Annotated in this window: 19 protein-coding genes and 1 riboswitch; of the genes, 11 read left to right on the top strand and 8 right to left on the bottom strand. The window is 64.4% G+C overall.

Annotated features, from left to right (window positions below; genetic code table 11):
- The first annotated feature begins 4 nt into the window (after positions 1-4).
- A complete protein-coding gene (locus I6F21_RS08205) occupies positions 5-1,087 on the top strand; it encodes an extensin family protein (RefSeq protein ID WP_225139688.1) in 1,083 nt (360 codons plus the stop codon).
- Between the two features lie 36 nt (positions 1,088-1,123).
- Here the strand turns inward: I6F21_RS08205 and I6F21_RS08200 are convergent, their stop codons facing one another.
- The gene (locus I6F21_RS08200; protein WP_036031037.1) at positions 1,124-1,804 is read right to left on the bottom strand and encodes a L,D-transpeptidase; all 681 of its coding nucleotides are present in this window, start codon (positions 1,802-1,804) and stop codon (positions 1,124-1,126) included.
- A 339-nt stretch (positions 1,805-2,143) separates the two neighbouring features.
- Between I6F21_RS08200 and I6F21_RS08195 the strand changes: the two genes are divergently transcribed.
- Both I6F21_RS08195 and I6F21_RS08190 read left to right on the top strand, forming a co-directional pair.
- Positions 2,144-3,121 (top strand): magnesium transporter CorA family protein, encoded by a 978-nt coding sequence (locus I6F21_RS08195; RefSeq protein ID WP_036004038.1) that lies wholly within the window; start codon positions 2,144-2,146, stop codon positions 3,119-3,121.
- Positions 3,122-3,326: 205 nt separating this feature from the next.
- Complete coding sequence (locus tag I6F21_RS08190) at positions 3,327-3,545, top strand: hypothetical protein (RefSeq protein WP_035696491.1); 219 nt, start codon at positions 3,327-3,329, stop codon at positions 3,543-3,545.
- A gap of 213 nt (positions 3,546-3,758) precedes the next feature.
- Here the strand turns inward: I6F21_RS08190 and I6F21_RS08185 are convergent, their stop codons facing one another.
- Both I6F21_RS08185 and pdxH read right to left on the bottom strand, forming a co-directional pair.
- On the bottom strand, positions 3,759-4,511 hold the full coding sequence (locus I6F21_RS08185; RefSeq protein ID WP_036004050.1) for an SDR family oxidoreductase: 753 nt from the start codon (positions 4,509-4,511) through the stop codon (positions 3,759-3,761).
- Positions 4,512-4,537: 26 nt separating this feature from the next.
- Entirely contained in the window at positions 4,538-5,179 is a 642-nt protein-coding gene (pdxH, locus tag I6F21_RS08180) for a pyridoxamine 5'-phosphate oxidase (protein WP_036004041.1), read from the bottom strand.
- A 113-nt stretch (positions 5,180-5,292) separates the two neighbouring features.
- Between pdxH and I6F21_RS08175 the strand changes: the two genes are divergently transcribed.
- Both I6F21_RS08175 and I6F21_RS08170 read left to right on the top strand, forming a co-directional pair.
- Entirely contained in the window at positions 5,293-5,700 is a 408-nt protein-coding gene (locus I6F21_RS08175; RefSeq protein ID WP_036004044.1) for an RT0821/Lpp0805 family surface protein, read from the top strand.
- 166 nt (positions 5,701-5,866) lie between these two features.
- Positions 5,867-6,829: a J domain-containing protein gene (locus tag I6F21_RS08170; protein WP_225112631.1), complete on the top strand. Its 963-nt coding sequence runs from the start codon at positions 5,867-5,869 to the stop codon at positions 6,827-6,829.
- A 400-nt stretch (positions 6,830-7,229) separates the two neighbouring features.
- Here I6F21_RS08170 and I6F21_RS08165 read toward each other — a convergent pair whose 3' ends face one another.
- Complete coding sequence (locus I6F21_RS08165; protein WP_036004055.1) at positions 7,230-8,000, bottom strand: anti-sigma factor; 771 nt, start codon at positions 7,998-8,000, stop codon at positions 7,230-7,232.
- A 106-nt stretch (positions 8,001-8,106) separates the two neighbouring features.
- Positions 8,107-8,595, bottom strand: coding sequence for an RNA polymerase sigma factor (locus I6F21_RS08160; protein ID WP_036004059.1), 489 nt, complete (start codon positions 8,593-8,595; stop codon positions 8,107-8,109).
- A 172-nt stretch (positions 8,596-8,767) separates the two neighbouring features.
- On the opposite strand from I6F21_RS08160, the gene fabI reads away from it, so the two are divergent.
- From fabI to I6F21_RS08140, 4 genes are all read left to right on the top strand, one after another.
- Positions 8,768-9,583, top strand: a complete 816-nt coding sequence (gene fabI / locus I6F21_RS08155; RefSeq protein WP_018648668.1) for an enoyl-ACP reductase FabI — start codon at positions 8,768-8,770, stop codon at positions 9,581-9,583.
- Between the two features lie 12 nt (positions 9,584-9,595).
- Entirely contained in the window at positions 9,596-10,195 is a 600-nt protein-coding gene (locus tag I6F21_RS08150) for a histidine phosphatase family protein (protein ID WP_225139687.1), read from the top strand.
- Between the two features lie 186 nt (positions 10,196-10,381).
- Positions 10,382-11,470 carry a chorismate synthase gene (gene aroC / locus I6F21_RS08145; RefSeq protein WP_036026145.1) on the top strand — a complete coding sequence of 363 codons (1,089 nt, stop codon included), beginning with the start codon at positions 10,382-10,384 and terminating at the stop codon, positions 11,468-11,470.
- A gap of 62 nt (positions 11,471-11,532) precedes the next feature.
- Positions 11,533-12,723 (top strand): adenylate/guanylate cyclase domain-containing protein, encoded by a 1,191-nt coding sequence (locus I6F21_RS08140; protein ID WP_225139686.1) that lies wholly within the window; start codon positions 11,533-11,535, stop codon positions 12,721-12,723.
- 42 nt (positions 12,724-12,765) lie between these two features.
- Here I6F21_RS08140 and clpS read toward each other — a convergent pair whose 3' ends face one another.
- From clpS to I6F21_RS08125, 3 genes are all read right to left on the bottom strand, one after another.
- Positions 12,766-13,071, bottom strand: coding sequence for an ATP-dependent Clp protease adapter ClpS (gene clpS / locus I6F21_RS08135; protein WP_036004073.1), 306 nt, complete (start codon positions 13,069-13,071; stop codon positions 12,766-12,768).
- A gap of 142 nt (positions 13,072-13,213) precedes the next feature.
- The gene (gene crcB / locus I6F21_RS08130) at positions 13,214-13,597 is read right to left on the bottom strand and encodes a fluoride efflux transporter CrcB (protein ID WP_036004076.1); all 384 of its coding nucleotides are present in this window, start codon (positions 13,595-13,597) and stop codon (positions 13,214-13,216) included.
- Between the two features lie 28 nt (positions 13,598-13,625).
- Positions 13,626-14,828, bottom strand: a complete 1,203-nt coding sequence (locus I6F21_RS08125) for an MFS transporter (RefSeq protein ID WP_225139685.1) — start codon at positions 14,826-14,828, stop codon at positions 13,626-13,628.
- Between the two features lie 118 nt (positions 14,829-14,946).
- A riboswitch (Fluoride riboswitch) is annotated at positions 14,947-15,023 on the bottom strand.
- Positions 15,024-15,284: 261 nt separating this feature from the next.
- Here I6F21_RS08125 and I6F21_RS08120 point away from each other — a divergent pair.
- Together I6F21_RS08120 and I6F21_RS08115 are read left to right on the top strand one after the other, a co-directional pair.
- Positions 15,285-16,148: a DUF1194 domain-containing protein gene (locus tag I6F21_RS08120; RefSeq protein WP_036004084.1), complete on the top strand. Its 864-nt coding sequence runs from the start codon at positions 15,285-15,287 to the stop codon at positions 16,146-16,148.
- A 191-nt stretch (positions 16,149-16,339) separates the two neighbouring features.
- Positions 16,340-16,975, top strand: a complete 636-nt coding sequence (locus I6F21_RS08115; protein WP_036004087.1) for a hypothetical protein — start codon at positions 16,340-16,342, stop codon at positions 16,973-16,975.
- Positions 16,976-16,978: the final 3 nt, after the last annotated feature.

Here is a 16,978-nt window from a genome sequence, read left to right as displayed (position 1 = left end):
TGCCATGAGTTTTAGCCTGCCGGACTTTCGTCGCAAATGGTCTTGTCGCGGCTATATGTCCGCCGGGGCGGCAATGGTTACCGCTGCGGCGGGGCTGTTGCTGCTCGCCGAAAGGGCAGAGGCGCGGAAATATCCTGCGCCGCTCGATATCTTCAACCTTGGAGCACCGAAGCCCCGCGCAACCGTTCGCGCCGCCAGGATTCCGCTGCCGAAGCCGCGTCCCGAGGAGGCCCCCAAAGCGTCGGATGAGGGGGCGGCGCAGGCAGACGGCAAGCCGTCCCCCGACAAGCCAGGTGCGGACAAGCCCGCCGAGGCCGCGCCGCCGCCCGAGAAGCAGGCCTCGGCCTGCCGGCTGGCGCTGACCGAGGAGATCGCGATCGCGCCGTCCATTCCGGATATCCGCGGTCCCGGTGCCTGCGGCGGCGAGGATCTGGTGCGACTGGAGGCCATCGTGCTGCCGGACAAGCGCAAGGTGACGGTCAAGCCGGCGGCCATCCTCCGCTGCACCATGGCGTCCGCGCTCGCCGATTGGGTGCGCAAGGACATGGCGCCGCTGGCGACCAGCCTCGGCTCCGCCGTCAGCGAGCTCGACAATTTCGACAGCTTCGAGTGCCGCGGCCGCAACCGCGTGGCCGGCGCGATGCTGTCCGAGCACGGCAAGGCCAATGCCATCGACATCCGCGCCGTCAAGCTCGCCAATGGGCAGTCGATCGGCCTGACCGACCGCACCACCTCGCGCGAGGTGCGCGAGCGCGTGCTGCACTCGGTCTGCACTCGCTTTTCCACCGTGCTCGGCCCGGGTTCGGACTGGTACCACGAGGACCACATCCATCTCGATCTCGCGCAGCGACGCAACGACTACCGGATTTGCCAATGGAACGTGTGGGATCCGCTGCCTCAGGTCGCACCGCTGCTGCCGGCGCCGCGTCCCGAGGAGGCACCGCCGCGCGAGGTCGCGGCCAGGCCCGAGGCAAAGGAGGGCGCCGACGGCGGTGAGGCGGAAAAGCCTGCTGCACCTGCGGACAAGCCGGCGGCGGATGGCAACAAAGCCCGATCGCACCAGCCGGCAACAAAAAAGCGCCGGTGAAACCGGCGCCTTTGAAAGGCCTCGGGCAAGGCCTGCTTAGTAGGGTGAACTGGAACCACCCTGGAGCGCGAGGCGCGGCTTGTAGGGCGAATCGCCGTGCTTGGGCTCGAGCACCACGACGAGGGTGCCGAGCTTGACGCGATCATAGAGATCGATCGCGTCCTCGTTGGTCAGGCGGATGCAGCCTGACGAGATCGAGGCGCCGATATATTCCGGCTGGTTGGTGCCGTGGATGCGGAACAGCGTGTCCTTGCCCCCAGAATGGAGGTACAGCGCGCGGGAGCCCATCGGATTGTCCGGTCCGGGTGCGACATAGGTCGGCACGCCCAAGCGCGAGATTTCGCCGGGGGTGGGGTGCCAGGCCGGCCACTCGGTCTTGCTGGCCACCTTGGCGATGCCCGACCAGGCCATGGCCTCTTCGCCGACAGTGATGCCGTAGCGGATCGCTTTGCCGCCCTCCAGCACGTAATAGAGGTAATGGTTGTCGGAATCGACCACGATCGAGCCCGGCGCTTCCTTGCGGTGGAATTCGACAATGGCGCGGCGGAACGGTTCTGCGACCGCGGTATTCTCGTATTTCACCTTGGCAAGGAGTTCTTTGTCCTTGGGCTTGAACGCCTTGGTGTCCGTCGCCTCGTAACGCGTCGTGGCCTGCATGCAGCCCGACAGCATCAGGCCAGCGGCCAAAATCCCAAACATAATTTTCAGCGACGACATGGTTTGGTTCCAATCAAAACAATACCGTGCGGAAGGGACCTGAGCGTAGCGCCCAAGTTCCTCGACTCCGTTAAGCCCATTATGGTTGAAATCTGCCACAATTCCAGCGCCAAAGCCGTTTTCCAGGGCTGTAAGACCCCAGCTGTGGCTTTTCTGCCGCAAATTTGGGGGTGTCGTGCGGGTTTTTTTGGTAAGACGCGCCAGACTGTTCCTCCGGCGCCACAGTTGAGCCCTAGGGCCGCCGCAGATGCAAACGCTCCGTTAATGTTGTTGTCATCGTGAACCTGTCAGAATCGCGCTAAGGGCTGTCGTTCTGTCGTAGGATCTCTGGAGCTTTTGATGTTTTCGGTGTTCGTTCTCTCCGAGACCTCCCTCAAGAAGGCGGTTGTCGAGGATCTCACAGCGCTGCCGGAGAACGCAGTCTGGATTGACCTCGTCAACCCCTCGGCTGCCGAGGACAAGGCGGTCGAGCGGCTGGCGGGCATCGCCATCCCGACCCGGGAAGACATGCAGGAGATCGAGATCTCCAGTCGCCTCTATATGGAGAACGGCGCGCGCTACATGACCGCGACGCTGATGTGCCACTCCGATACCGACATGCCCCGGACCACCGCGGTGACCTTCATCCTTGGCGACCACCGCCTGGTGACGGTCCGCTACGACCTGCCCAAGCCCTTTGCGCTGGTCGAGGCCAAGCTCGCCCGCTCCTGCACGCCCTCGATCACCGGCGAGATGGTGCTGATGGAGCTCCTGGACGCCGTGATCGACCGCTGCGCCGACATTCTGGAGCGCTGCGGCGCCGAGATCGACCAGGTCTCCCACGAGATCTTCGAGCCGGAGAGCGAGCGCCACGGCCACGCCAAGCGATATTCCCAGATCCTGATCTCGATCGGCCGCAAGGGCGACTTGACCTCGAAGGTTCGCGAGAGCCTGGTGTCGATCGGCCGCGTCGTGACGTTCCTGTCCGCCGTGGTCGAGGGCGTGAAGTGGTCGAAGGACATGCGCGAGCAGCTCAAGACCATGCAGCGCGACGTCGCCTCGCTGACCGATCACGCCTCCTATCTCTCCAGCAAGATCACCTTCGTGCTCGACGCCATGCTCGGCGTCGTCAATCTCGAGCAGAACAACATCATCAAGCTGTTTTCGGTCATGGCCGTTGTCCTGATGCCGCCGACCCTGATCGCCTCGATCTACGGCATGAACTTCAAGGTGATGCCGGAACTCGAATGGGTGCACGGTTACCCGATGGCGCTGGTGATGATGCTGATCGCCGCCATCGTCCCCTACTGGATCTTCAAGTGGAAGAAGTGGCTGTAGGAATCGTGCGCGAGCAAAGATACCTACCGAGACCTTACGCCGCTCGCATAGACACGATCAATCGTGTCGCAGAATCGATCGGGATTGCGGCGACGCGGTGACGCGTGTGTCATGCCGCAATTCCTCCGGTAAAATTTGAGCGGTGGGCTGAACGTTTGCGCGAAACTTGTCTGCGATAAGCAGGGCGTAGCCGCGAGGAACAGCCATGGTTGAGAAACACATAACGTCGCCCCGCAACGTCATCGATCTGGCGAACTACCGTCAGGTTCTGGCGAGCGGCAAGGCGCCGTCGATGTCGGCACGCATGTGCCGGCACTGTGGTGCTCCGCTGCTCGATGGTGAGAACGACGACGACTGCTCGACTGCATTCAGCACGGCCGCTCCGCGGCCGCGCGAGCGCTCACGTCGGATTCGACTCGATTGAGGAACGGAAGGTAAGGGCGATCCAGGTCTTGCGGCGGCGTTGTCTGGATCGCCTTGCTTCCCTGAGCGGCCATTTCCCCTTCCGTCATTGCGAGGAGCCACCCGGTCCCGCCTCCGGCGGGCCGGATGACAGGCTCCGCGACGAAGCAATCCAGACTGTCTTTGCGGAGGCAGTCTGGATTGCTTCGCTTTCGCTCGCAATGACAGTGCCCGCCTACACGTGCTGGCCGCCGTTGATGTGGATCTCGGCGCCGTTGACGTAGGAGCTGGTGTCCGTGCACAGCACGTAGATGATCTTTGCCACTTCGTCGGGCGTGCCGAGGCGGTGCATCGGGATCTGCTGCTCGACGATCTTCTCGGTGCCCGGCGACAGGATCGAGGTGTCGATCTCGCCCGGGGCGATCGCGTTGACGCGGACGCCGATGCGGCCGAAGTCGGAGGCCATCTCGCGCGTCAGCGCTGCGAGCGCGGCCTTCGAGGTGGCGTAGGCCGCGCCTGCGAAGGGGTGCACGCGCGAGCCCGCGATCGAGGTGACGTTCACGACCGACCCCTTGGCGGCCTTCAATTCCTCGATCAGCCCCCGCGCCATCATGATCGGCGCGAAAAAGTTGACATGGAAAACGTGGGTCCAGGTATCGAGGTCGGTGTCGACCGAGCCCAACCGCGAGCCGCCGGCGCCCTTCGGCGAGATCGCGGCGTTGTTGACCAGCGCATGCAGCGTGCCGCCCTCGAGCCGGTTGCGGATCTCCGAGATCGCGCGCGCGGTGTCCTTGGGATCGCCGAGGTCGACCTGGATGTGGTCCTCCGGCCCTGCGTCCCAGGGGCAGTCCTCCGGGAAAGGATGCCGCGAGCAGGTGATGACGCGCCAGCCCGCCGAGGAGAAACGGATCACGGTGGCGTGGCCGATGCCGCGGCTGGCTCCGGTCAGGAGCAGCGTACGGCGCGGCGCATTGGACGAATGCGGCATGGACATCTTTCAGGTCGGCCCAAAGCTTACGGATACATTCGCGTCTTGGACCACGGTTGGCCGGCCGCGTCACGGCGAAATTCAATGCGGTCGTGCAGGCGGAACGGGCGGTCGTGCCAGAACTCGATCCGCACCGGCGTGATGCGCCAGCCGCTCCAGCCCGGCGGCCGCGGCACTTCGCCGATGACGTATTTGGCCGCGACCTTGGCGATGGCCTGCTCGAACGCGAACCGGCTCTCCAGCTCTTGCGATTGCTTGCTCGCCCAGGCGCCGATCTGGGCCTGCTTCGGTCGCGTCGCGAAATAGGCGTCGGCCTCCGCGTCGGTCACCGGCGTCACGTTGCCGCGGATGCGCACCTGACGGCGCAACGACTTCCAGTGAAAAAGTAACGCTGCCTTAGGATTTGCGGCGAGTTCGCGGCCCTTCTGGCTGGCGATATGGCTGTAGAAGACGAAACCCTCGGTATCGAAGCCCTTCATCAGCACCATGCGCACATCAGGCAGCCCGTCGGGATCGACCGTTGCGAGCGCCATGGCGTTCGGATCGTTCGGCTCGCTCTTGACCGCTTCGTTGAGCCAGGCCTCGAACAACGCAAATGGCTCGTCGGCAGCGGTGAAATCACCGGATGTTAAGGGTGTCTGGTGTTTCATCGAGGTCGTGTCGGTCATGTCCGGAGTCCGAGTTGCGTCCCGCGGCCCAAAACGCGTTGTTGTCCGCTACCGCCCTATATAGGGCATGGGGACGCGTTGGCCTATCGGCGATCCGGCCGTCCGGCTTCGTCATGACGATGATTCTGATCGGGCTTGGTGCCGGCGGCTGCAGCTTTTCCCGCAACGACGGCAGCGCCTATGCCAAGGCCGAGGACAGCGACCTCACCGGCTCGATCGCGCGGCCGGCGAAGGACGCTCCCCCGACCGAGACCGATCTCGCCTTCACCCGCAACGCCGCCTCTGACGTCCTCAGCAAGGGCGACAAGGATTCCAGCCAGCACTGGGAGAATCCGGAGACAGGGGCGCGCGGCTCGGTGACGCCCATCGCCCAGTCCTATGCCGCCGAGGACGGGCGCAAATGCCGCGACTTCCTGGCGAGCTACGTCAACGGCAATACCGAAAGCTGGCTCCAGGGCGCCGGCTGCCAAAGCGGTCGTGGCCGTTGGGAGATTCATACGCTAAAGCCGTGGCGGAGCTGAGCATGATCCGGAAACGTGGGAACCGGTTTTCCGATCAGACCATGCTCCAAAGATAGAGCTTCAGCTCGCGTTCCTAGTTGCAAAAATGCCACTCTCTTCCCACATCACCCGCAGGTGGGGCGGGGAGCCCTTTGAACAATTCGATTTCTTGAAGGAGACGTGACGAATGCGCGACCCCTATGAGGTCTTGGGGGTGCCGCGGAGCGCCAGCGCTGCCGCGATCAAAAGCGCCTATCGCAAGCTGGCCAAGAAGCACCATCCTGACAGCAACAAGGGTGATCCGAAGGCTGCCGAACGCTTCGCCGAGATCAACTCGGCCAACGAGATCCTCGGCGACGAGGACAAGCGCAAGCAGTTTGACCGGGGCGAGATCGACGCCGAGGGCAAGCCGCGCTTCCAGGGTTTTCCGGGCGGCGGCGGTCCTCGCGGCCGCGCGGGCCCTGGCGGGTTCGAAAGCTATACGTTCCGAAGCGGCGGTGCGGGCGGCCCGGGCGGCGGTGCGTTCGAGGACATCCTCAACAGCATGTTCGGCGGCGGGATGCGCGGCGCACGGCCCGGAGCCGGCGGCGGCGCCCAGTTCGAGTTCGACACTGGCGGCATCGGGCTCGATCTCGACGTCAACGTCGCCATGAGCGTCTCGCTGGAAGAGGCGGTCAAGGGCGGCGAGAAGCGTGTGCGGCTGCCGACTGGCAAGGAGCTCAACGTCAAGATTCCGGCCGGGGTCACCGAGGGCCAGCAGATCAGGCTGCGGGGGCAGGGAGAAAGTGCGCAGGGCCATCCGCCCGGCGATCTCCTGATCACCATCAACATTGCACCGCACCCGTTCTTCAAGGTCGAGGGCGCAGACCTCAGGATCGACCTGCCGGTCACGCTCTACGAGGCGGTGCTCGGCGGCAGGGTCCGCGTGCCGACCCTCGGCAATGCCGTGGAGCTCTCGGTCCCCAAGAACACGTCCAGCGGCCGGACCTTCCGCCTCAAGGGCAAGGGCCTGCCGAAAGCCGGCGGAACCGGGGATCTCTTCGTCATCATCAGGATTATGCTACCGGACGGGAACGACGCCGAGCTTGAAGCATTGATGGAGAAGTGGCGGGACCAACACCCCTACAATCCACGTAGCGGTGTCGGCTAAAGCATGTCCGGAAAAGTGTGGAGCGGTTTTCCGGAAAGATCATGCGCAAACAAAGAGCTAAAGCGCGAGCCATCGCGCTTTAGGGCGAGAGCGAACTGAAGGGGTTCTCCTAAAGGACCACGGCATCGTCCTGGAGATGATGCCCATCATACGCCTGAGGCGTGGTAGCGCTTCATGGTCTCGACGTGTCGGCTGTCCGGCGGGGCAGCCGATAAAAAGGTGCGGCCTCGAGAGGGGGACCAGCGCGGTACCAAAAACCCCAATCGAGGCCGCCCGCGTCGATCGGCGGATCGAACGCCACTCATAATCGCGTGAGCACCCGGTGCGATAATGAGACGTGTCGATGTCCTGATTCCAAATTTTCGATGACGGAATCTGGGCACTGGCCTTGCGCGGTTGTCTAGGTGCCGTTTTTCTCTGCTTGGTCGTAGACGGCCTGCGCCACCTTGGTCAGCCGTTCGCGATCGCTGCTGCCGCTGACGACGTAGCCGACGCCGCGCTCGGACCAGAACAACGCGCCGTCCTTGTCCGTCTTGGCGTAGCGCATTTGCGTTGCACCATTCTCGGTCTTGGCGCTGTAGATCGTGTACCGCTCGCCCGAGGCGCCCTCGTACATCAGGAACGACGCCGGACCGTTCGGTCCCGGTAGCAGCCGGCCGCCGACCAGCTTCAGCCCGCTCGCCTCCAGGTTCGGCGCGAACACGGTCCAGCCGCAGCGCCGGGTCAGCCAGGCCTGCAAGTGATCGCGCTCGTTGCCGCCGACCTCAACCGGGTGGCGGACCTCGACGACATAGAGGCGGTGGGCGTCGAGTGCGTCCGCCGTAAAGCTCCGGAAGGTCGAAGGCGCGTTGGCGGCGCCATGCGCCACCCAGCCGGCGGTGCCGCCGGCGACGAAGGCGACCAGCACGGCCGCGGCGGCGCCATAAAACCATTGCCGCGGGCGGCGCTCCAGCCTCTCGAGCTCGAGCCGTGCGGGCACCCGTTCATGGGCAATCGAATCGTAACGCGCGTGCAGCATCTCGGCCATGGTCCGCCAGGACTGCACCCGCTCGGCGTCCTCGGGGTGGGCGGCAAGAAAGGCCTCGACGTCGGCGCGTCGCTCGGCCGGCAACTCGCCGTCGACATAGGCGTGCAGTTCGTCCTCGGTTACTGGAATCTTGCGGTCGTTCATATCGGTCGTCTCTGGCTCTGCGGCCCAAAATGCCTTCTGCGAGTTAGCTTCGCGCAGCTCACTATCCGGCTGCGGGCGGAGATCGTTCGATGCATCGACCCGGCCATCATTTCACCCGCCTGAGCGCCGTACGCTCGCCCTCCAGCGAGGCTTTGACGTGGGCTCTTGCGCGCGCCAGGCGCGACATCACGGTGCCGATCGGGACACCCTGGATGTCGGCAACCTCGCGGTAGCTCATGCCTTCTAGCATCACCAGCAGCAGCACCGAACGCTGCTCCTCGACGAGAGTAGCCAGTGCCTTCTCGATGTCGCGTCCTTCGGCCTCGGTCCCGCTGGCATCGGGGTTGTTGTCCGTCAGCGGCATGAATTGCGGCCGCCTTGCCAGCGAGCGCCGCCGGTTCTTGTTGAGGTTGGTCAGGATCGTATAGAGCCAGCTCCTGACGTCGCCTCCGAGAAACAGCCGCTCCGAACGCAGCGCGCGTACCAACGTATCCTGGACCAGATCGTCGGCCGCATCCGCATCGCGTGTGAGCGCGCGGGCGTAGCGGCGCAACGCCGGGATCATGGCTTCCACACTCTGGCGAAACGCACTCATTGCGGTCCTGACATCCCTGGCGTTCGGCGCGCGCCTATAGCGATCATAACACCCAAGCGGAACGGCTATTCCGGCACTCGAAACAGCGTTAATGCTGCGGATTAGGGCTGTACCGCAGGGGAGGGCTGGTGTACCTCCAGACCTCAACGAGAGTTCGACGGGACGTGCAAAAATGGCGCAGAATTCGGGTCTGATGCAAGGAAAGCGCGGGGTCATCCTCGGCGTCGCCAACAACCGCTCGATCGCCTGGGGAATCGCCAAGGCATGCCACGCCGCGGGCGCCGAGCTCGCCTTCACCTATCAGGGCGATGCGCTGAAGAAGCGCGTCGAGCCGCTCGCCGCCGAGATCGGCGGCCTCGTGCTTGGCCATTGCGACGTCACCGATGCCGCAACCATCGATGCCGTCTTCGCGGTGCTGAAGGAGAAATGGGGCAAGATCGACTTCCTGGTGCATGCGATCGCCTATGGCGAGCAACTCGACGGCCGCTACGTCGACACCACGCAGGAGAATTTTTCGAAGTCGATGCTGATCTCCTGCTATTCGTTCACGGCGGTGGCGCAGCGCGCCGAGAAGCTGATGACGGATGGCGGCTCGCTGATCACGCTCTCCTATTACGGCGCCGAGAAGTGGATGCCGCATTACAACGTCATGGGCGTGGCCAAGGCGGCGCTGGAAGCCAGCGTGCGCTATCTCGCTGCCGATCTCGGCGAGAAGAACATTCGCGTCAACGCGATCTCGGCAGGTCCCATCAAGACGCTGGCGGCGTCCGGCATCGGCGACTTCCGCTATATCCTGAAGTGGAACGAGACCAACGCGCCGATGCGGCGCAACGTGTCCACCGAAGACGTCGGCGGCAGCGCGCTGTATTTCCTTTCCGACCTCTCGCGCGGCGTCACCGGCGAGGTGCACCACGTCGATTCCGGCTATCACGTGCTCGGCATGAAGCGGCCGGATGCGCCTGATATCTCGCTTGGCGGGAAGGACTAGCCTCTAACTGAAATGCCCAAGCCTACGATCTACTATCTTCGCCACGGCGAGACCGAGTGGAATGCGCTCGGCAGGCTTCAGGGCACCAGGGACATTCCGCTGAACGCGCGCGGCTGCAGCCAGGCCGTGCAGGCCGGCGGCATTCTCGCCGAACTGTTCAAGCGCGACGGGCGCGACAAGGCCGCGCTGGCTTACGTGTCGAGCCCGCTCGGCCGTGCGCGCCAGACCATGGAGCTCGCGCGCGGCAAGCTCGAATTGCCGCCTGCCGATTACGCGCTCGACGATCGTCTGCGCGAGATCGGCTACGGCACCTGGGAGGGGCTGACGCTGGCCGAGAGTGAGGCGAGGGATCCGGACATCTATGCAAGGCGCCTCGCCGACAAATGGACCGTGGGGCCTGCGGGCGGGGAGACCTACGCCGACGTGCAGATCCGCGTGCGCACCTGGTACGACCAGCTCCTGTCCGACACCGTCGCAGTGGCCCATGGCGGGACCTGCCGAGCTCTGATGGTGGCCTTGGGCCTCGAGACGCCCGCCAGCGCCGCCGAGCTCTATATCGAGCAGGGCGCCGTCTACGTGTTCCGCGACGGGCGGTTGGAGAAGTTTAGTTAGCCCGGAGCGCTGCCTCGCCCCCGCCGTCATGCCCGGGCTTGTCCCGGGCATCCACGGACTTTCGTGCTCGCAGCCACCAAGAACGTGGATGGCCGGGACAAGCCCGGCCATGAAGGCTTCGCCGATATTTGACCCCTATTTCAGGGCGAGTTAAGTCAGCATTGACTTACGAACCCGCGAGCAGCGATGTCCTTCAACACTTTCGGCCACATGTTCCGCGTCACAACCTTCGGCGAGAGCCATGGGGTGGCGATCGGCTGCGTGGTTGACGGCTGCCCGCCGATGATCCCGCTCACCGAGGCCGACATCCAGCGGGATCTCGACCGGCGCCGTCCCGGCCAGTCGCGCTTCACCACCCAGCGCCAGGAGCCGGACCAGGTGAAGATCCTATCCGGCGTGATGGCCCATCCCGAGACCGGCGCTCAGGTGACGACGGGCACGCCAATCGGCCTTCTGATCGAGAACACCGACCAGCGCTCGAAGGATTATTCCGAGATCAAGGACAAGTTTCGTCCCGGTCATGCCGACTTCACCTATGAGGCGAAGTACGGCCTGCGCGATTATCGCGGCGGCGGGCGCTCCTCGGCGCGCGAGACCGCGATGCGCGTTGCCGCAGGCGCCATCGCGCGGAAAGTGCTGCCGGATGTGAAGGTGCGAGGCGCCCTGGTGCAGATCGGCCCGCACAAGATCGACCGCGACAAGTGGGACTGGGACGAGGTCGCCAAGAATCCCTTCTTCTGTCCCGACAAGGACAAGGCCGCGTTCTTCGAGACCTATCTCGATGGCATCCGCAAAAGCGGCTCCTCGATCGGCGCCGTGATCGAGGTCGTCGCCGAGGGCGTGCCGGCAGGTCTCGGCGCGCCGATCTACGCCAAGCTCGATTCCGATCTGGCGGGCGCGATGATGACCATCAACGCGGTGAAGGGCGTCGAGATCGGCGCCGGTTTTGGCGCGGCGGAACTGACGGGCGAACAGAACGCCGACGAGATGCGCTCCGGCAATGACGGCACGCGCTTCCTCTCCAACCACGCCGGCGGCGTGCTGGGCGGTATCTCCACCGGGCAGCCCGTGGTGGTACGTTTCGCGGTGAAGCCGACCTCGTCGATCCTGCAGCCGCGTCTCACCGTCGATCGGCAAGGCACCGAGACCGAGATATTCACCAAGGGCCGCCACGATCCCTGCGTCGGCATCCGCGCCGTCCCCGTCGGCGAGGCCATGATGGCCTGCGTGCTGGCCGATCACTTCCTGCGCGATCGCGGACAGGTCGGGCGTTGAACTCGCGGTACTAGTCCACCGCGCAGCTTGACGGCCCTGCAACTTCGTCCGCAAATGCGGCCATGAACAGCTCCGAGCTTCAGCGCATCTCCAACTGGCTGATCGACGGCACTTGGGCGGCTCAGGAGTCGGCCGTAGGGATTGCCGATTTCTGTGAACGTCTGGTCGCGGCCGGCCTGCCACTGTGGCGGTTCGGCATCTTCATCCGCACGCTGCATCCCGAAGTCTTCGGCCGCAACTTCATCTGGCGGCAGGGCGAGGGAGTTGAAATCGGCAGCGTCGATTTTGAGATCCTGGACACGCCCCAATTCGCCCACAGCCCGCTTCGCGTGGTTTTCGAGCAGGGCATCGAGGTCAGGGGCCGCGCAGGCGACCCCGACAGCAAGCGATTTCCGTTCCTCGAGGACATGCACGCCGAAGGCGCGACCGATTATATCGCGGTGCCGGTGCCTTTTCTCGACGGCTCCATTCACGCGACGAGCTGGATCACGCGGCAGCCCGGCGGCTTCAGCGACGACGACATCGCAGCCATCCGAGCTCTCATAGCGCCTCTCGCACGCATCAGCGAGATCATCACTATGCGCCGCACCGCCGAGATGCTGCTCGACACCTATGTCGGTAATCGCGCCGGCGCGCGCATCCTCGGCGGCCAGATCCGCCGCGGTCACAACGACACCATGCAGGCGGCGATCTGGCTGTCGGACCTGCGCGGCTTCACCGCGCTGTCGGACCGGCTGCCGCCCGAGACGGTTGTCCAGATCCTCAATCATTATTTCGACTGCCAGGTCACGGCGATCCGAGACCATGGCGGCGAGGTGCTGAAGTTCATGGGCGACGGCCTGCTCGCCGTGTTCCCGATCGACGAATATGTCGGCGATGCCGCTCATGTCTGCGCGCAGGTGCTGGCGGCGGCGCGCGACTCGCGCGCCAGCGTCGAGGCGCTCGCCTTTCCGGTCGGCGAGGCCGTCGAGCGCTTCCGCTTCGGCGTCGCGCTGCATGTCGGCAACATCCTTTACGGCAATATCGGCGGCGGCAACCGCCTCGACTTCACCTGCATCGGCCCGGCGGTCAATCTCGCGGCAAGGCTGGAGAAGATCACGGGGCGCCTGGGGCGGACCGTCGTCGCCTCGGAAGGTTTTGCCAATGTCTGCCGCCATGATTGGCACCAGCTCGGCGAGTTTCCGATCGCAGGATTTTCCAAGGCGCAGCGCGTCTACGGGCTGGCGGAGGAGACGCCGGTGGTGATGGCGTGATGTGCACTGAGCTGAAGGACATTCATCGTCGCAGGATGAAGCCTATTCCTCCGGCTCCGTCGTGAACAATAGCGGATAGCCCTTGGCGCGGCCGGCGTCGGTGGCGCGCGTTGCCTTGGTTTCGGCGACGTCCTTGGTGAATACGGCCACCACGCAGGCGCCCAGCTTGTGCGCGGTGATCATCACCTTGTAGGCCTGATCCTCGGTCATGCGGAATTCGGCCTTCAGCACCATGGTAACGAATTCACGCGGCGTGTAGTCGTCGTTGATCAGGATGACCTTGTGGAGCTTCGGCCGCTCGACCTTGGTCCTGGTCCTGGTTTTCGGTTTGGTGACGGTGTCGTTCATCGTGTCCCGAAACGCCCTGGCTCGAATGAGCCACCAGCCAACACATCATACCGCAGGAGCGGGGAGCGCTCCAAGATATGCGGCCGCTCGCCACTATGCCGTCGCGGCTGGGCAGGAATGCACGACTTGCGCCCTGCGTGAGTTACGGAAGTGCGCGAACGAGCTGTAATGCGGCGATCAGAGCGCCCACCGACAGCACGACCGACGCAATCATGTAGGCGGCAGATGCCCATGTCTGGCCGCGCTCGATCAGATACCAGGCATCCAGTGAGAACGTCGAGAACGTCGTGTACCCGCCACAAATTCCGACCGTCAGAAAGATCCGCGCGGCCTGCGGCAGGTTCCATTTGGTCGCGAACAGCGCGGTAAAAATGCCGATCAGGAACGATCCGGTGACGTTGACGATCAGCGTGCCCCACGGAAAATCCGTACCGAACGCGCGGCCCGACCCGATCGCAACGAGATAGCGTATGACCGCGCCGAGCGCTCCGCCGCCGGCAACGGCGAGGATGTATTGAATGTTCAATGTCTCGTTCCCCACTTCGCCATTTGCTTCACTTGCCCTCGGTGGCCAGACCTTTGCCGACGGCGAGCAGCCCCACCAGCGAAACCAGCGCGAATCCAAGCCCGGCAAGAAACGTTCCCGCCGGTCCATAGGCGTCCCACAGCGCACCCGCGATCACGCTCGCAGCCAGCAAGGCAAGCCCGGTGAACAGGTTGAAATAGCCGAAGGCGGTGCCGCGCAGGCTTGGCGGGGCGGCATCGGCGACCATGGCCGAGAGCAGGCCCTGCGTCAGTCCCATATGGAGTCCCCACAGCACGACTCCGAGCGCGAGGCCCGCAAGGCTCGGGAGCAGCGCCAGCGCGAGGTCGGCCGCGGCGACGAAGACCAGGCCGAGCGCGAGCAGGCCGGTCCGGTTGATCCGGTCCGACAGCACGCCGGCCGGATAGGCCGACAGTGCATAGGCGACGTTCATCAGCACCAGTACAGCCGGCACCCACATCACGTCGAGCCCGATGTTCTGTGCGCGCAAGATTAGGAAGGCCTCGCTGAAGCGCGCGAGCGTGAACACGACGCCCACGGCGACGACGCGCCAATAGACCGCTCCGAGCTGGCGCATTGCGGCGAGATTGAGCGGATTTTCCGCACGTTTCCGGCTCGGATCGGGCTCCGGCTCCTTCACCGCGAACGCGATCAGCCCGAAGGACAGGAAGGCCGGCAGCACCGCCACCCAGAACACGAGGGTAAAATTGTCTGCCGTCCACCACATCAGGCCGATTGCCACGAGCGGGCCGAGGAAGGCGCCGATCGTGTCGAGCGATTGCCGCAGGCCAAAGCTCGCGCCGCGCAGGCCGACGGGGGCGATATCTGCGATCAGCGCATCGCGCGGCGCGCCGCGAATTCCCTTGCCGACGCGATCGATGAAGCGCGCCGCTACCAGCCATCCGACGCTGGGCGCGAGCGGGAACAGCGGCTTGGTGAAGGCGGCTAGCCCGTAGCCGAGCGCGGCGAGCAGCTTGCGGCGGCCGAGCCAGTCCGACAGCGCACCGGAGAAGATCTTGGTGATCGAGGCGGTCGCCTCGGCAATGCCCTCGATGAAGCCGACGGTGAGGGTGGAGGCGCCGAGCACGGTGACGAGATAGACCGGCAGCAGCGCGTGGATCATCTCGGAGGAGATGTCCATGAACATCGAGACAAAGCCGAGCACCCAGATCCCTCTGGGCAGTGTGGTACGTACGGCATTCGGTGTCGTCATCGTCACGTCTTCGTGGTCCCCTCGCATTCGCCTGCCGGCCGCCAGCAGGCAACAAAAAACCCGCCATCGGCGGGTGTGTCCATGCTCCCGCCAAAGGCAGAGGCCCAAGATTGCCTCTCCTCGAGCAGGAGTCATCAGCCCATGAGGTCATCGACCGCCGGGCGGTTGTCGGGGGACTCCATCCCCATCTGTGCGACCAACCTAGCATGGAAATCGTGCCGGACAAGTGGGCGGGGTCGCGTGCCTCCGCCGGCAGCTGGATTCCGGGCCCTCGCTTCGCGAGTCCCGGAACGACGGCTCTTGAGATCGCCCGTGTTCCCGACGCAAGCGCGGCAACATGGCGGCAGACTTGCGTAACGTGTGAATTCCTAACTCGAATGTGAAGCACAAGCGATCTTCGGCCTTTGCGGCAAGCCGATTGCATGTCACCATCGCGTCATACGACGGGAGACTGCGATGCGTTTGCTGTTCTCGATCGGGGCTGTGCTGGTGGCCGGCATGTTCGCCGGAGGGGACGTCGCGGGCATCGCGGCACCAGGACCCAAATTCGAATCGCCCAGAACTCAACCGCAGCGGCTTGCGGCCGACAAGGACGCGCAGAGCGTCGATGTCGAGCTGATCCTCGCGGTCGACGTGTCCTACTCGATGGACATGGACGAGCTCGCGATCCAGCGCGAGGGCTATGCACAGGCGATCCAGTCGAAGGAGTTCCTGCAGGCGCTGAAGCTCGGCCCGAACGGCCGCATCGCAGTGACCTATTTCGAGTGGGCCGCCTCCAGCGACCAGAAGATCATCATTCCCTGGCGGCTGATCGATGGTCCGGAGACGGCGGACGCGGTTGCCGCCGAGATCATGAAGACGCCGATCCGGCGCGCTTCGCGCACCTCGATTTCAGGCGCGATCAACTTCGCGATGCCGCTGTTCGACGAGGATCCCTATCGCGGCCTGCGCCGCGTCATCGACATTTCCGGCGACGGTCCGAACAACAATGGCGGCCCGGTCACGATGGCGCGTGACGCCGCGCTGGAGAAAGGCATCGTCATCAACGGCCTGCCGATCATGGTCAAGGAGCCGTCCTATTCGACCATGGATATCGACAATCTCGATCTTTATTACGAGGACTGCGTCATCGGAGGGCCGGGGTCCTTCGTCATCACGATCAAGGAGCGCGACAAGTTCAAGGAAGCGATCCGCACCAAGCTGCTGATGGAAATCGCCGGCCGCACCCCGGAGCGGCCCGTGATGCCGGTTGCCGACAAGGAGCCGCGCGTCAATTGCCTCATCGGCGAGAAGATCTGGTCCGATCGCTGGGGGCGGTGAGGGGGCGGTTTTTTCCGGTGGCATCACGCCAGTTCCGGCTGAGATCTTTTGCCCGCCCGGCCGACGCGCGCGCTTAACGGCTCGTTAACGGGTGCGTGGCCCTAATCGCATCGTTACTGTTCGTTCCCGCCGGCATCCTGACCTGCCCAAGCCAGCGAAAGCGGGTTTGTGAGGCCCGTCCGAGCAATCCAATGGCCATCGTCACATCGAGCACCAGCCAGATTTCGCCCGCCAACGAGCGGCTGTATCGCCAGAGCGCTCTGCTCGGTGACTGGAAGGGCAATTGGGTGGGCAACAACCAGCCCGTCGGTTTCAAGGTCGTCAACATCCGCGGGGCCCGGGCGCAAGTCGAGTACACCCACAACGGACGCACCGAGCGCGGCTTTGGCGAGGTTCAGGGCACGCTCATCACCTTCGGCGGCGTCACGGTCGGCACCAAGGACGGCAAGAACATGGTGATGCTGTTCTCGTTCGGGGGCGTCGGCAAGCAGACTGCAAATCTGCAAAAGCAGGACCCGCCCGCGTCCGACAGCCGCCTGATGGGAAGCTGGGGCGGCTATTCCAGCGAGAACGGCAAGAGCGCGAGCTTCAAGGTGCTGTCCGTCAATGGCAAGGAGGCCGAGGTCAGCGTCACCACCGACGGCGTCACCCGCAAGGGCACCGGCTTCGTCTACAAGAACGTCATCATGTTCGGACAGACGCAGATCGCAAGCGACGACGGGCAGAACGGCAAGATCATCTACCAGGTCGGCACCAAATCCTTCATGGTGCCGGTGACGAAATATCCGCCGGCGGATTCGTCGTCTTCGGTCGACAAGACCGCATAACCC

It is taken from the genome of Bradyrhizobium sp. NBAIM03 (assembly GCF_020194055.1).
Lineage (GTDB): Bacteria > Pseudomonadota > Alphaproteobacteria > Rhizobiales > Xanthobacteraceae > Bradyrhizobium > Bradyrhizobium yuanmingense.
This window is presented reverse-complemented; position numbering and strand designations above follow the sequence as displayed.

Coding starts and splice junctions, on each gene's coding strand:
- I6F21_RS08140 (WP_225139686.1), top strand. CDS start 11,533: ATGAACAGCTCCGAGCTTCAGCGCATCTCCAACTGGCTGATCGACGGC.
- I6F21_RS08165 (WP_036004055.1), bottom strand. CDS start 8,000: ATGAACGACCGCAAGATTCCAGTAACCGAGGACGAACTGCACGCCTAT.
- I6F21_RS08160 (WP_036004059.1), bottom strand. CDS start 8,595: ATGAGTGCGTTTCGCCAGAGTGTGGAAGCCATGATCCCGGCGTTGCGC.
- I6F21_RS08125 (WP_225139685.1), bottom strand. CDS start 14,828: ATGACGACACCGAATGCCGTACGTACCACACTGCCCAGAGGGATCTGG.
- clpS (WP_036004073.1), bottom strand. CDS start 13,071: ATGAACGACACCGTCACCAAACCGAAAACCAGGACCAGGACCAAGGTC.
- I6F21_RS08205 (WP_225139688.1), top strand. CDS start 5: ATGAGTTTTAGCCTGCCGGACTTTCGTCGCAAATGGTCTTGTCGCGGC.
- aroC (WP_036026145.1), top strand. CDS start 10,382: ATGTCCTTCAACACTTTCGGCCACATGTTCCGCGTCACAACCTTCGGC.
- I6F21_RS08150 (WP_225139687.1), top strand. CDS start 9,596: ATGCCCAAGCCTACGATCTACTATCTTCGCCACGGCGAGACCGAGTGG.
- I6F21_RS08200 (WP_036031037.1), bottom strand. CDS start 1,804: ATGTCGTCGCTGAAAATTATGTTTGGGATTTTGGCCGCTGGCCTGATG.
- I6F21_RS08115 (WP_036004087.1), top strand. CDS start 16,340: ATGGCCATCGTCACATCGAGCACCAGCCAGATTTCGCCCGCCAACGAG.
- I6F21_RS08195 (WP_036004038.1), top strand. CDS start 2,144: ATGTTTTCGGTGTTCGTTCTCTCCGAGACCTCCCTCAAGAAGGCGGTT.
- I6F21_RS08120 (WP_036004084.1), top strand. CDS start 15,285: ATGCGTTTGCTGTTCTCGATCGGGGCTGTGCTGGTGGCCGGCATGTTC.
- I6F21_RS08190 (WP_035696491.1), top strand. CDS start 3,327: ATGGTTGAGAAACACATAACGTCGCCCCGCAACGTCATCGATCTGGCG.
- I6F21_RS08185 (WP_036004050.1), bottom strand. CDS start 4,511: ATGCCGCATTCGTCCAATGCGCCGCGCCGTACGCTGCTCCTGACCGGA.
- fabI (WP_018648668.1), top strand. CDS start 8,768: ATGGCGCAGAATTCGGGTCTGATGCAAGGAAAGCGCGGGGTCATCCTC.
- I6F21_RS08175 (WP_036004044.1), top strand. CDS start 5,293: ATGACGATGATTCTGATCGGGCTTGGTGCCGGCGGCTGCAGCTTTTCC.
- pdxH (WP_036004041.1), bottom strand. CDS start 5,179: ATGACCGACACGACCTCGATGAAACACCAGACACCCTTAACATCCGGT.
- I6F21_RS08170 (WP_225112631.1), top strand. CDS start 5,867: ATGCGCGACCCCTATGAGGTCTTGGGGGTGCCGCGGAGCGCCAGCGCT.